We start from the raw sequence: 15,108 nt of genomic DNA on the forward strand, positions 1-15,108 counted from the left end.
TGAAGTAATCTAAAAAATATTAATAAACAAAAGAGAATGAACTTACGATTAAAATTGTGTTTAGTGTTGTTAATCAGTTTTGTCTTATCCTGTGGTAATGATGCTAAAACGGAGACCAAGAAAGTAGAACCTGAAGTAAAAGAAGATGTTTTTGACTATAAAGTAGATACTTTTGCAGATATTCAAGTGTTACGGTATCAAATTCCAGGATGGGATGCCTTAACTTTAAAAGAACAAACGTTGGTATATTACTTAACCCAAGCGGGATTGGCCGGCCGGGATATGGTATGGGATCAAAATTATAAGTACAACTTAAAGATTAGAAATGCTCTGGAATCTGTATATACCAAGTATACAGGCGATAAAACCACAGAACAATGGAAAGCCTTTGAAACCTATTTAAAGCGTGTATGGTTTAGCAATGGTATTCACCATCATTATTCTAATGATAAAATAGAGGCTGGATTCTCGGTCGAATATTTAAGAGAACTATTAGCGGAAACTAATACAGAACTAAAAGGAGCAGCTTTTGATGTCATTTTTAACGATCTCGATTCTAAAAAAGTAAACAAGTCGAAAGGGGTTGATAATGTGGCTGTCTCTGCTGTTAATTTTTATGGAGATGGTGTGACCAATGCAGATGTAGAGCGTTTTTATAGCACCAAAAAGTCGCCAAACCCTGAAAAACCATTGTCTTTTGGCTTAAACTCTCAAATGGTTAAAGAAAATGGTGTTTTAAAAGAGCGCGTTTACAAATCGGGGGGATTATATGGTTCTGCCATCGATGAGGTTATAAAATGGTTGGAATTAGCAAAAGGTGTTGCTGAAAATGAAGCGCAGGCCGAAGCTTTGGGCTTGTTGATAGCGTATTATAAAACTGGGGATTTGCAAACATGGGACGATTATAATGTGGCTTGGACGGCTGCCACCGAAGGTAACATAGATTATATTAACAGCTTTATTGAGGTGTATTACGATCCGTTGGGCTATCGCGGGTATTACGAATCAATTGTACAGATCAAAGATTTTGAGATGTCTAAAAAAATGGCTGTATTATCTGAGAATGCACAATGGTTTGAAGATCATTCGCCCTTAATGGAAGCTCATAAAAAGAAAAATGTGGTTGGAGTTTCATATAAAACTGTTAATGTCGCTGGAGAATCTGGCGGTGCATCGCCTAGTACGCCAATAGGTGTTAATTTACCCAATGCAAACTGGATTCGGGCTGCCGTGGGAAGTAAATCGGTATCCTTGGGGAATATTATACATGCAGCTAATAATGCAGGGAGCTCCCAACGGTTAAAAGAATTTGTTCATGATGAAGAGGAGTTGGCACTTGAAGAAAAATACGGGCAATTAGCCGATAAGTTGCATACCGCTTTACATGAAGTTGTGGGACATGCTTCAGGACAATTGAATCCAGGAGTGGGAGAGACCAAAGAAACACTAAAAACCTATGCATCTACATTAGAGGAGGGACGCGCTGATTTAGTAGCCTTATACTTTTTGTACGATGACAAACTGCAGGAATTAGGGTTGGTCGACGATTGGCAGAGTGTTGGTAAAGCAGCTTACGATGGTTATATTAGAAATGGGCTCATGACCCAGTTGATTCGTTTAAAGCTAGGTGATGATGTTGAGGAGGCCCATATGCGTAACAGACAGTGGATCTCTGCCTGGGTTTATGAAAAAGGGAAGGCCGATAACGTCATTGAGAAAGTTATCCGAGATGGAAAAACTTATTTTAACATCACCGATTATGGAAAGCTACATACACTTTTCGGACAATTGCTACGCGAAACCCAACGTATTAAGTCTGAAGGGGATTTTGCTGCAGTCGAAGCCTTGGTTGAAGGTTATGGTGTAAAAGTAGATCAAGCGCTTCATAAAGAAATATTGAAACGTAATAAACAGTTTAAATCTGCACCTTATAAGGGGTATGTAAATCCTGTATTGGTACCAGAAATAGATAGTGAAGGCAAAATCATTGCGGTTAAAGTTACGCAACCAAAAACGTTTGCTGAACAAATGTTGGCCTATAGTAAGCATTATAGCTTCCTTCCAGAAGTTAATTAAAACAAATAAATGCTAAAAGAAATTAGAAAACAGAATCTTAAAAATTTTAAGGTTCTGTTTTTTTGTTTACGCTAAATGCTAAAAGAATACCATTAATGGCTATTAGTATCGCAATAATTATAAGGATTTTCATGATTTGAGATTGGTCTTAGTTATGTTTTAGATGCATTAGACTACTTTTGGTTGCGTCGTTACATACATTATTTTTAATAAAACAATTTTAGACCAAAAATTCCTACCTTAATATTGGGTTTTATTTTAGTTTTTTAAAAAAACTTTAATGGCTACAATGCATAAAATAAAAGATATAAAGGCAACAAGCATCCAGATACTACCTTTATAAAAGCGTTTGTGGAGTTTTAGATCTTTTCGATAGGTGTAGCCTATAACGATTGCGAATATAATGGCAAACAAAATACCGAAAATGATTTGACCTTTACTGAACATATGGTTATTTTTAGGCAAAAATAAAAAATTAAAAGAAGTTCCAATGAATGGAATGCAACTATACTTATAAAAACTAATATTAAAATAAATGAAGAATAAGATTGAAGCTGTAAAAGCATTTCATACTGCCTTTAAAATTGGACATCGTGAAACTCCTATAGCCGATTTGGGCAATGAGAAGAATTTGTTGCGATTTAATTTAATGAAGGAAGAAAATGAAGAATACCTAGAAGCTGCTAATAATAACGATTTGGTTGAAGTAGCCGACGCATTAGGGGATATGCTTTATATTTTATGTGGTACCATAATAGAGCACGGTATGCAACATAAAATTGAAGAAGTATTTGATGAAATACAGCGTAGTAACATGAGTAAATTGGGAGACGACGGTCAACCCATTTACCGTGAAGATGGGAAAGTGCTAAAAGGTCCCAATTACTTTAAACCGAATATAGAATCCATTTTGGATAAATAACAAAGAAAGGCTTAAGAAAACGTTCTGTCTCCCTAAGTCACTTTAAGGAGGCACATTTTACAGTATTTTTAAGCCTTTGTTTTGATAATATGGCGCTTTTATTTGTTTATTTTTATAAGTTGTATTGAGTCACTATTCTTGCCAAAGATTAATCCGAAATCCTTTTTGTTACTCAAGAGAATAGGTTTCATGGCTTTAGTATCTCCGTTAATATAAATACCACTTTGATTTGATTGTATAGGAGAGAAGGCTCCTTGTCCCTTTCCTTTTAAGAGTAAGCCATAGCCGGCATCGTTTCTGGGTGTTTCAATTTCGGAAGCATATAAGTTTCCAACCAATATTATATCTTTATTACCATCGTTGTCAATATCTTTTAATAAGATGTCATTAACAGATGAGAATTGCGCTTGGTTGCGAAGTTCAGTTACATTAAAAGAACCGTTTCCTAAGTTTTCAAGGTAAGAAGATGCAAACGTATTGGCAGAATATGCAAGGGATTCTTCAAGGACATTGCCGTATACTTCTTTTAATGTTGCTTGTCCAAAATCATTATAGGTTGGGAATTTCTTTTTAATGAAAGGCATTTGTGCCGAGCTACATGAGCGTCCCCTTAAAGGGTAGTTTTTACCCAGATCGTAATAGCTAAGAACAATATCAAGCGTCCCATTATTGTCAAAATCCGTGGTATGAACACCAAAGGGCTCTCCAACATTGGCTTTGTACTTATAATTCTTTCCTAAATTGCCAACTATTAAATCCATATCGCCATCGTTATCCATATCGGCCGATGCAATGCTATACCACCAACCGGTAAGATTGTCCAACCCAAAGTTTTGAGTTTGGTTGGTGAATTCATTTGCTTCGTTTTTAAATATGAGAACAGATGTCCATTCACCCACAACCACTAAATCCTTTTTATTGTCACCTGTTATATCTGTCCATTCGGCATCCGTGATCATCCCCAGATTACTAAATTCAGGAGCTATAGAGTTAGTAACATCTTTAAAAATTACTTTGTCGTTTTCAGTTTCATTTTTTAAAATATAACTTTTAGCAGGAAAAGGGTATTTTCCGGGGATGAGCCTGCCGCCAACAAACAAATCCAGATCCCCATCGTCATCATAGTCGCATGGTTTTACTACCGATCCGCTGGTTAACATTTTTGGTAATGCTGTACTGGTTTTAGTAAAATTACCAAGACCATCATTTAAATAAAGGCGGTCTTGTAATGCGGTGTCATTTACTTCAAATTCGTTGCCTCCACTTACAACATACAAATCTAAGTCTCCGTCGTTGTCAGCATCAAAGAATGTTGCTCCAATGTCTTCACTGTTTTTATCTGTAATCCAAGCATTGCTGTTTACTTTTTGAAATGTTTGGTTTTTTGTTTGTACATGTAATGCTCCACTAAACCCTTTGGCACCTCCAATAAAGAAATCATCCAGTCCATCATTATTAATATCCCCAACAGTCAAGGCAGGTCCAAAATTGGACATTTTGTGTGGCAATAGACTTTCCTTGTTAAAGTCGTTATAGTCATTTTCTAGATGTTTGTAGTTAATATTATAAAGGGATGTTGCATCTGTAAATAAAGGCTTGTTATAAGGAACTTGATCATTAGTGATGCTTTTTGCCTCCTTATGGTTTAGTGTAATTAATTGATTGGCTTTAACATTGTTTATGGTTTGAATTTTACCATCGGGCCATGTAATTTTAAGTTCATCAATTGCTTTGTTTTGTCCTACGCCAAAATGTAATGTCTCACTAACTGATGATTGAAAACCTCTTGTTAAATACTGTTCTATAATTTGTTGGTTGTCTTTAGTTGTCACACTAACTCTTGAACCGATACCAATGGTATTCTCTTTAGATCCTTTTAATTTTACCTTTAAATAGTTGCCTTGACTTTGTTCTATACTATTGTTTTTATAAATAAAGGCAAGATCATCAGCATTATTAACTATTATATCCAGGTCACCGTCGTTGTCGAGATCGGCGTAGGCTGCACCGTTGGAACTCGTTAATTTCTTGTCTTCTGGGTTTAATTCGAGCTTGCTAAATGTTAGGTTGCCGTTGTTCCTGTAAAAATAGTTTTCTTTTTTTCGTTTAGGCATGTGAGCCAAAATGTCTTTAACATAGGCCTTTTGGTCAAAACTTTTCCCTTGTTTTTTTAATTCAATAATTTGTTTTTGTCGCTCTTTACGGTAGTTTATAAAATCATTGTTTCTAAAATCACCTTTTATACCATTTGAAACAAATAAGTCTTTTAGTCCGTCATTATCCATATCTAAGAACAACGGGCCCCAACTCCAATCGGTACTGGATACACCTGATAATTGTGCGATATCCGAAAATCTGGGTAAGCCATCATGATTACCGTTATTAATTTGTAGTGTATTATACATGTATTGATGGTGCAACCCTAAATTAACATGTTTATAAAACCTTTCGGGATTCATACCGCTCATACTGGTCTTAATATCGTAGTTGTGCTCAGACATCATGTCTAAGGTAATAAAGTCCAAAAGGCCGTCATTGTTGAAATCGGCTATGTCGTTACCCATAGAAAAATTAGATCCATGGTTTGTTATTTCTTTACTAACCTCTTTAAAAGTTCCATTTTTTTGATTGATGTACAAATGGTCTTTTTCGGAATAGTCATGGCCAACTAGAATGTCTGGCCATCCATCGTTGTTTAAATCACCGATAGCAACTCCTAAGCCATAGCCTAATAAATTATTGATTATACCACTTTGCTCTGTAACATCCTTATAAAAGCCGTCGTCGTTTTTAAATAAACGTTCTCCTTGAAATTGTGATTTGGTAGCCATTAATTTTTCTATGGCGTTATCGGGATACTGCATAATACCATGATTAAGAAGGAACATATCCAAATCCCCATCGTTATCATAATCAAAAAAAGTAGATTGTGTAGAGAAATGAGGGAGATCCAGTCCGTATTTTTTGCCTTCTTCTTTAAAAGTTGGAATGCCTTGTGCATTATTCCCTTGATTTATGTAAAGTTCATTGCGTCGTTTGTTCGGATCATTGAATTTTCCGGATTTACAAATGTAGATATCTAATTTACTGTCGTCATTAATATCGACTAGGGTAACTCCTGTAGGAAACCCATATTTTCCTTTGGTTTTTGAAATATCAGTTATATCTGAAAATTTCATTTTGCCTTGATTCAAGTAGAGTTTATTGGATTTTAAATTGGAAACAAAATAAATATCCGATAGACCATCTCCGTTTAAGTCTCCAGTAGCAACACCACCACCGTTGTAGAAATATTCATAAAACAAGCCATTCATGGTCATGGACTCTGTTAGTTGGTTGTTGAAATGTATATTGGTGATTTCTGAATTAACTATGGTAAATAGAGGTGGAGCAGACACTTGATTATTAGTGGTTATACCCTCTTCATTTTTATTACATGAGAGTAGTACTATAAGGCAGTAAAACTGTAAATAAGAACAAAAAGGACGCATATTGAATGAATTATTTTTTAATAATAAAAAGCAAAAGTGAGGCTTGTATATATAATACGGCCTCACTTCTAAAATAACTTAATTTAACTTAAATTACTAATTTTAGTAATTTGGGTTTTGTTCTAGAGCTGTTCCCTCTATGTCAAACTCACTAGCAGGTATTGGCCATAAGTAATCTCTATTTGGATTAAATTGTCTTGTTCCTCCTGGGTCGACCAATCCATCCATAACCTGTTCAGCTATTCCCCATCTACGAATATCGGAGTACCTGATTCCTTCAAGAAGTAGTTCCACACGGCGTTCGTGCCTTATGGCCTCGCGCATTTGTTCTTTAGATAAACCATCTGGTAAAGGAGGCATATTTACACTAGGTCTTGCCCTAATGGTATTTATAGCTTCATATACAGAGCTGTCTGGTCCCGAAGCTTCATTTTTAGCTTCGGCATAGGTTAATAATATTTCGGCATATCTAAATATAATAGCATTTAGACCTGTTCTTGTTGGGTAAGGTGTTGGTGCTACGACGCCTTCCTCATCATACTCGGTATACTTCTTAAAGCAGTAACCACCAAATTCTCCAACATGGTCTGCAATGCCATTTATGGTAGCTCCGGGAACGGAGATGGTTTGTTTTAAACGGGGATCTCTATTTTCATATGGATTGTTTTCATCGTACATGGGAGAATCCTCTATGGACATTCCGTCTGTCATTTCATATTCATCTACCATATTTTGTAAAGGCACAATAGACGACCAACCACCAACGGTATAACTACCTAAATATAGTTCGAAAAAGTTCCCTTGTTCTGGGGACTTATATTGAACATCGAATATTACCTCTTCATTATTTTCGTTGGCTTCACGGAAAAGATCTCTGTAATTGGGGAATAGGTCATATCCCATACCCATTACTTCTTGGGCCGTGCTTGCGGCTTCAGCCCAACGGTCGTTATATAAAAGGACTCTGGCCTTTAATGCTTTGGCAGCACCTTCTGTTGCTTTACCAACTTCCGATTGACTGGAAGGTAATAGTGTTGCTGCTTGATCCAGATCGGATATGATTTGATTTACTACCGCTTCTTTACTATCTCTAGGCAATTGTGAGTGCTCTATTTTTGGACTTTCTAAAATGATAGGCACGCCACTATAAAAGTCTGTTAATCTGAAATAAAAGTAGGCTCTTAAAAACAGGGCTTCGCCTTTAGTAGATTGTTTGAAATTCTCGTCAAGACCTTCAACTGTTTCAATATTGTCTAAAACAACATTTGCTCTACCAATACCCCTAAAGCAATCACTCCATATCCAGCTAATAGCACCAGGGCCACGGGCGTCGTGGGTACCGTCTGCGATGGCTTTAAAGCCTTCCCATGGATAGTTGTTATAAGCATTGTCGGATAAAACATCATAATAGATATAGCTTTGTTCTAAGCTTTGTAACGAATTATAGATACCGTTAAGAGCTAAACGGACATCAGATTCTGTCTTCCAAAATGTTTCAGAAGAAATATTTGTTGTGGATGCTACCTCAATGACGTCTTTTGTACAAGACGTTAAAATGAGGGACAATCCTAAAATTAATTTTATATATGTTTTCATAATTAAACAATTTTTTTGTTATAGTGAAATGTTTAAACCTAATGAATATACTTGAACATTAGAATAAGACCCTCTTCCGCCAAAAAGATCTTTTTCAGGATCCAAACCTCTATATTTGGTAATTGTTATGGGGTTGCTGGCATTAACGTAAACTCGTAATTGTGATATTTTCATTTTTTCTAACACCTTGCTAGGTAAAGAATAGCCTAACTGCACATTTTTTAATCTTAAAAAGGATGCATCTTGAAGTAAAAATGTAGAATTTCTCCAAATATTATTTACATAATTGCTAGACCTCACCAATCTTGGGTATTGTGTACTAGGGTTTTCTGGAGTCCAAGAGTTTTCAGCCCAGAATTTAGGTATTCCAGCACCATTAAAGAAAGGTTTGTTTTCGTGTTCTGTTATTGCTTTCACTCCTTCTACACCTTGCCAAAGCATTGAAAAATCAAATCCTTTATAAGATGCCCCAAGGCTAAATCCATAAGTGAAATCAGGTATAGAGCTTCCAGCTGCCTGTCTGTCACCATCACCAATATCTCCACTGTTGTCTAAATCTTCAAATTTTATATCTCCTGGTCTAGCATCAGGCTGTGCGCCATGTGCATCTATTTCTGCCTGGTTTTGGAAAATGCCTAACATTTTAATAGTATAGAATTCATTTATCGGGCTCCCTTCAATTATTCTACTAATACCTCCAATCTGAGGGGTTGGTAATTTAGTAACTTCATTATCAATAGTTGTAAAGTTAAAGCTTATACCATATTCAAACTCGTCTCCGATAGTGTCATCATAATTAGCTAAAAACTCAAAACCTTTATTTCTAACAGAAGCTAGGTTTACCGTTGGGGGGGCTAGACCTCCTACAACGCTCGATATATTTATAGGTCTTAAAATGTCTTCAGTATCTTTTAAGTAATAATCAACTACTAAATCTAGTTTACCATTTAATAGAGTAGCATCCAATCCAAAGTTGGTTTGAGCAGAAGTTTCCCAAGTAACATCTGGATTTGGTAAGCTGGTTTGTGCAGCACCTCCAACAAGACTACCTCCATACGAATAGGTTCTCCCTAAACTGTAAATTGAACTATACTGGTTAGGGGCAATATCTTGATTTCCTAATTCACCATACGATGCTCTTAATTTTAGTCGATTGATAAAGTCAACATTGTCCATAAAAGCTTCGTTTGAAATATTCCAACCAGCAGAAAATGATGGGAAAACCCCCCATTTGTTACCTGGGCCAAAGTTTGAAGATCCATCATACCTCACGTTAGCTTCTAAAAGATATTTTCCTTTATAATCATAATTTATTCTCCCAAAAAAGGATTGAAGACCATAATCAACACTAAAACCTGAAGCTGTAGGGTCGTCTGCTCCAGCACTAATTTCTTGTAAAGCATTACTAGGTAAACCATCTTTAGAAGCAGCTAGATAATGTCTTTTAAATTTTTCCTGACTGAAACCTGCTAAAGCAGTAATATTGTGACTTTCAGCAATGGTTTTATTATAGTTTAAAGTTGTTAAGAACGTTATGGTTCTTTCTGTATTATAACCATTCCAAGCAGATAAAGGGTTTCCAGAGACACCTAAATCTGTGACAGCACCTGTTTTTGGATTAACAAGATCAATTTGAGGTCTAAACACTTTATGAAGATTATGTAGTGTATTTACACCTACTGTTCCTTTTATTTTTAATCCATCAAAAAGTTCATATTCTCCAGATAGGTTAGCCAATAGGTTGTCCCAAGCATTATTGTTTTTACCTTCTAAAGCTCCTGCAAGTGCATGTGTAGCATTTGGAAAACCAACCCAAGGAAAGGCATAGCTTCCATCCTCTAAGCGAGGACTTTGCATAGGTGTAGCGCGCTCAATCCAGCCAATAACCGTTCCAGCTCCTGCAATAGGTTGGCGTACGTCGTCACGTCTACCTGATAACTTTACGGAATAGTTAAATTTATCGGATACTTGTGTGTCTAAATTTAAACGTACCGTATACTGTTTAGTATTTGTTCCTAGTATAATTCCTTCTTGGTCTAAATAGCCTAAAGAAAAAGAATAGGTGGTCTTATCATTCCCTCCCCTTACGCTCAAGTTATGTGCAGTTATCTGTGCATCTCTATACATTACATCCTGCCAGTTTGTGTTAGGGTATAAGTATGGATCTGAACCATTTCTAAATTCATTGATTACATCGGTTGAAAATTCAGGTGTTGAAGCTGGATCTTCATTAAATTTAGCTAGGTTATGTAATTCCATAAATTCAACAGAATTAGTAACATATTCTGTTAGTCTTGTTGGCTTTTGAATACCAGTATAACCATCATAATTAACGGTTAATTTTCCTTTTTCTCCGGTTTTTGTGGTAACCAATATAACACCATTTGCAGCTCTGGCTCCATATATGGCAGCGGAGGCTGCATCTTTTAAAACGGTTATAGTCTCGATGTCGGCTACATTAACGTTATTAAGGTTTCCTCTAATCCCATCAATAAGTACTAATGGAGCACTATTTCCTAAAGTACCTATACCTCTAATTCGTATTGTCGCACCATCGCCCCCAGGGTTACCAGAATTTTGTGTTACAGTTACACCAGCTGCTTGACCTGCTAAGGCTTGAGAGGCACTTGCAATTGGACGATTTTGCTCATTATCCAGTTTTACCGTGGAAATGGAACCTGTTAAGTTTTCTTTCTTTTGGGTGCCATACCCTACAATTACTATCTCTTCAAGTTGAGATGTGTCCTCTTCCAAGGTAATGGACAGGGACGTTTTGCTGTTAATTGCTACTTCTAGTGTTTTGAAGCCAACATAACTAAATGTTAGAGTGCTATTTGCAGCCACATTGTTTAAGGAGAAGTTCCCGTCAAAATCGGTAACGGCACCAGCTTGAGTGCCTTTAACGACAACATTTACACCTGTAAGTGGCATGCCATCGCTTGCAGATGTTACTGTACCAGTAATTTTTTGATTTTGGGAAAAACCCAAATTAACACAGAAAATCACTAGTAACGTAAATAGATTACATAATTTTGTTTTCATACTTAAGTTGATTTAAAATTGGAATGTCACAAAATTACTTAGGCATTTCAAGCTTGTCTTGCACTCGATTATCAATTACGTTCTCTATATTTGCAGTTGTATATGTTTAAGGACAAATGAAAGCGAATTTTAGAAAATTAAAGAGCCCTATAGAACAGGCTTTTCATATTAGAAAGGATACACGTACCCACTTTAACGATCATTGGCATTTTCATGATATTCTTGAATTGGTTGTTATTCTTAAGGGGGAAGGAAAGCGTTTTATAGGCGATTCCATTGAGACGTTTTCTGAAGGTGATGTTATTTTGGTAGGAGAGAAATTGCCCCATGTGTGGCGTAGCAAACCTCCTGAAAACCTTGATCAGTCAAAGGAAAGCTGCGCATCTATTATTATACAATTTTCTCCTAATTTTCTAGGGGATGGTTTTTTAAGTTTGGGTGAATCTAAGAAAATAAAGGAGCTTTTTACAAGAGCAGAAATGGGGATGTCCTTTGCTAGGGTAACAGCAAAGAAAATGATAAAAAAAATAAAGCGCTTGTTAAAAGTAGAAGGGATGGAGCGCTTGTTGCTGTTCCTTAACATATTGAATCTAGCCTCTCAAGCAAATGATTATAGGCTATTGGCTACACCTCTTTTTAAAGAAACTATTTTTAAGAGTGATATAAAGATTAATCGTGTTTTTGAGTTTGTGATGGATAATTTTTCCAACCCCATTACTTTAGATGAGGTCGCAGAGGTTGCTTCGATGAATAAAACGGCCTTTTGTAGGTATTTTAAGAATAGGACCAATAAAACATTTACGTCTTTTTTAAATGAAATTAGAATAGGCTATGCCTGTAAGCTCATTCATGAAGAGAAATATAGTATATCTGAAGCAGCGTATTTAAGCGGTTATAATAGTCCTTCTCATTTTAATAAGCAATTTCGACTTATTAAAAAAGTATCCCCTTCAGAGTTTGCGAATAGTACAAAGGAGAATATAGAAGAACTGGTTTAATGCAAAGGCGTGTAATAATTAGGTTTAAATCCGTTTACTTCTGTTTTTATGGTAAAGATGCTTCCGCTATTGGGGTATTTTTCTAGGTCTGATGCCGATAATCCTTCTTTAGCGGTGGTTATAAAAAGTGTGTTCATGTTTTTTCCTCCAAAAGTACATGAAGTTACAAGTGGGGCATCTACATTAATTTTTTTGAGTAGTTGTCCAGACTTAGGGTTCCAACAGGTTACGCAAGCTCCTCCCCACAAGGCAATCCATAAATTACCTTGATTGTCGATAGTCATGCCATCTGGAGCACCTAGTTCTAAAGGAATTGTTATTACCATTCGTTGGTTAGAGATATTGCTGTTTTCGTCAAAGTTAAATGCATAAACTCCCTGCTTTACAGTGTCTATGTAATACATTGTTTTTTTATCAAGGGACCATGTTATACCATTAGATATGGTAACCTTGGAAACACACTTTTTCATTTCTTTATTAGAATCTACCCGATATAATGCTCCCTTATTGGGTTTTATGTCCATTTCCATTGTTCCTATCCACAAGTTCCCATTTGGATCGGCTTTTCCATCATTAAAGCGAATATTTTTTGTTTCAAATAGAATGGAGGTATATTCGTTTGCTGCTCCCGTGGCAGTATTCACTAAAATTAATTTGTTGGTATCTGAAATCAGGAATTCTTTATCTGAAATAGGTATAATGGCTGATGCTTTATCTCCTTGGTATATTATTTTATCTTTTTTGGTAGTGATATTGGTGGCATGTACTTCCCCTTTACTAATGTCTACCCATAAAAGTTCTTGGGAACTATTTATCCATATGGGGCCTTCTCCCAGAATGGCTTTAGCGTCTATAAAGATGTTTGTTATGCTTCTTTGATTTGTCACGTATAATAACTAATAATTTGTAACAATTAATCTTGCATTAATGCAGAGCGACCTCCATCAATTAAGTAGGTCGTTCCCGAAATAAAGCTGGCCATATCTGATGCTAAAAAAGCGCAAAGCATCCCGACATCTTCTGTAGTTCCAATTTTTTTAACGGGGTGCATATTGATGGTACGATGTCTTTCGGCTTTGGCATCAGGAAAACTATCAAACCATTTTTGATTACCGGGTGTGTCAATAAACCCAGGAGCTATTCCAATGGTCCTTATTTTTGGACCCCATTCTATTGCCAAGGACTGCACGAGTGCTTTAAGTGCTGTTTTAGTTACATTATAAGGAAAACAGCCTGGTATGGTATGGTAAGCATGATTTGAGGTCATTAATAGTATCACACCATTGTTACTTGATTCCAAATAAGGTTTACACAGTTTACTTAAAGCCCAATGTGATTTTAAATTCAATTCCATGTTGAATTGCCATTTTTTATCTGTGCATTTTTCAGCACCTTCAAAAATATTAGCACCTGCGTTGGATATCAAAATGTCTATCTTCTTAAAGGCGGTTATGGTTTTATTAACCAAAGCCTCTCGATCTTTGTTAGAAGTTATATCTAAACTTGTATATAAAGCTTTGCGGTTTTCAGCCTGTATTGAGGTTATGTAAGTTTGTGCAGCTTCTGAGTCTATTGCAGAGAGACCACATCCAGAAATGTCACAGCCCGCTTTAGCGAGCATTTTAGCAATGCCTAATCCTATACCATTACTAACCCCAGTAACAAGAGCTGTTTTTCCTTTAAGGTTGATAGATAACATTGATTTGTTATTTAAATTATATGTAATATCCGTCTCTATGATTTCTTATGCCAGGATGTTTTTCCATTTCGTCTTCAATGAGATCAACTCCTAACCCAGGTCTGTCGCTTAATATTAGCTGTCCGTTTTCCACTTCTATTGGATGATCGATAACAGTATCTCTCCAAGGTACGTCTTTAAAAATAAACTCTTGTCTAAAGAAATTTGGAATAGATGCGCAAACATGTCCTGATGCTAGTGTAGACAGTGGACCATTGGGGTTATGAGGGGCTATTAGCACATTGTATGCTTCAGCCATGGTAGCCATGCGTTTCATTTCTGATGGCCCACCACATCTAGTAATGTCAGGCATAATGATATCGCATATATGGCGTTCTAAAATAGGACGTATACCATGTCTTGTATAGTGTCTTTCTCCTACACAAATGGAAACTTCTGCAGGAAGGCGTTCCCTGAAAGCTCTGAGCGTATTTGGGTTTTCAGGGCCAGCAGGTTCTTCGTACCAGGTAATATCGAGCTTTGCAAGGCGCTTTGCCATCGCAATAGCCACTTTAAAATTAAGCATGGCATGGGTTTCTATCATAATATCCATGTCTTCACCAACAGCATCCCTAACAGCTTTACTAACCCCAAAAGCCCTGTTCTGTTGCGATTTTGTTAGCGACAATGTAGTATCTAAATCTTCGCCATAAAAGTAATTTGTATGTGCAAAAGGATCAAATTTTAACCCTGTAAAGCCAGCAGCCTTCACTTCTTTTGCTTGTTTAGCATAGTCTTCTTCATTATGACCACCACCAGTAAACCAATAGTTGGCATATAAGGGGATTTTTGTACGGAAAGAACCTCCTAAAAGATCGTAAACGGGTACATTCAATGCTTTTCCTTTTAAATCCAAAAGTGCCATATCGATACCAGAAATAGCACACATACTGGCTCCATAAGGCCCTACCCAGTTAAGGTCCCTATATAGTTTAGTCCAAATGAAATCAGTTTTCATAGGGTCTAAACCAATTATTCTTTGGCCTAGTTCTTTAACGGCACTTTCAACAATTTGACTACCTGGCCAGTTGGTGGCTTCACCTACACCTGTAATGCCTTTGTCTGTATAAATCTTAAGGAATGTCCAATTATATTTGACGCCTTCAACAAGCCATATTTTTACGTCTGTTATTTTCATGTGTTTATATTTGTTAGTCGTTATCTTGTTAGCTATAGTAAGGTCTAGTTAAGTATTAAAGTTTAAAAGGTACCAATTATAAATTTAAAATATTTTGCCTTTAATAG

The 15,108-nt window shown here is 36.3% G+C and carries 9 protein-coding genes; 3 read left to right on the forward strand and 6 right to left on the reverse strand.

Translation table 11 applies throughout. The features are described 5' to 3' along the window. Positions 1–36: 36 nt before the first annotated feature. Together JF259_RS03675 and JF259_RS03680 are read left to right on the forward strand one after the other, a co-directional pair. Positions 37–2,076: a dipeptidyl-peptidase 3 family protein gene (locus tag JF259_RS03675; RefSeq protein WP_199113481.1), complete on the forward strand. Its 2,040-nt coding sequence runs from the start codon at positions 37–39 to the stop codon at positions 2,074–2,076. 535 nt (positions 2,077–2,611) lie between these two features. Further along, positions 2,612–2,998, forward strand: coding sequence for a pyrophosphohydrolase domain-containing protein (locus JF259_RS03680; RefSeq protein ID WP_199113483.1), 387 nt, complete (start codon positions 2,612–2,614; stop codon positions 2,996–2,998). Positions 2,999–3,096: 98 nt separating this feature from the next. On the opposite strand, the gene JF259_RS03685 is transcribed toward JF259_RS03680, so the two are convergent. The 3 genes from JF259_RS03685 to JF259_RS03695 all read right to left on the reverse strand — a co-directional run bounded on the left by JF259_RS03685 (position 3,097) and on the right by JF259_RS03695 (position 11,127). Continuing rightward, a complete protein-coding gene (locus tag JF259_RS03685) occupies positions 3,097–6,489 on the reverse strand; it encodes a VCBS repeat-containing protein (protein WP_199113485.1) in 3,393 nt (1,130 codons plus the stop codon). Positions 6,490–6,591: 102 nt separating this feature from the next. After that, entirely contained in the window at positions 6,592–8,085 is a 1,494-nt protein-coding gene (locus tag JF259_RS03690) for a RagB/SusD family nutrient uptake outer membrane protein (RefSeq protein WP_199113487.1), read from the reverse strand. A gap of 18 nt (positions 8,086–8,103) precedes the next feature. Next, positions 8,104–11,127 carry a SusC/RagA family TonB-linked outer membrane protein gene (locus JF259_RS03695; RefSeq protein WP_199113489.1) on the reverse strand — a complete coding sequence of 1,008 codons (3,024 nt, stop codon included), beginning with the start codon at positions 11,125–11,127 and terminating at the stop codon, positions 8,104–8,106. Positions 11,128–11,243: 116 nt separating this feature from the next. Here JF259_RS03695 and JF259_RS03700 point away from each other — a divergent pair, with 116 nt between their 5' ends. Beyond that, positions 11,244–12,125, forward strand: a complete 882-nt coding sequence (locus tag JF259_RS03700) for an AraC family transcriptional regulator (RefSeq protein WP_199113491.1) — start codon at positions 11,244–11,246, stop codon at positions 12,123–12,125. On the opposite strand, the gene JF259_RS03705 is transcribed toward JF259_RS03700, so the two are convergent. From JF259_RS03705 to JF259_RS03715, 3 genes are read right to left on the reverse strand one after another with little or no spacing between them, the layout of a single operon-like run. Continuing rightward, positions 12,122–13,012, reverse strand: a complete 891-nt coding sequence (locus JF259_RS03705) for an SMP-30/gluconolactonase/LRE family protein (RefSeq protein ID WP_199113493.1) — start codon at positions 13,010–13,012, stop codon at positions 12,122–12,124. The genes JF259_RS03700 and JF259_RS03705 overlap by 4 nt on opposite strands. Positions 13,013–13,038: 26 nt before the next feature. Then, the gene (locus JF259_RS03710) at positions 13,039–13,824 is read right to left on the reverse strand and encodes an SDR family NAD(P)-dependent oxidoreductase (protein WP_199113495.1); all 786 of its coding nucleotides are present in this window, start codon (positions 13,822–13,824) and stop codon (positions 13,039–13,041) included. A 16-nt stretch (positions 13,825–13,840) separates the two neighbouring features. Then, a complete protein-coding gene (locus JF259_RS03715) occupies positions 13,841–15,001 on the reverse strand; it encodes a mandelate racemase/muconate lactonizing enzyme family protein (RefSeq protein ID WP_199113497.1) in 1,161 nt (386 codons plus the stop codon). Between the last annotated feature and the right edge of the window lie 107 nt (positions 15,002–15,108).

This window comes from Snuella sedimenti (assembly GCF_016428595.1).
In the GTDB taxonomy this organism is placed as follows: Bacteria; Bacteroidota; Bacteroidia; order Flavobacteriales; family Flavobacteriaceae; genus Snuella; species Snuella sedimenti.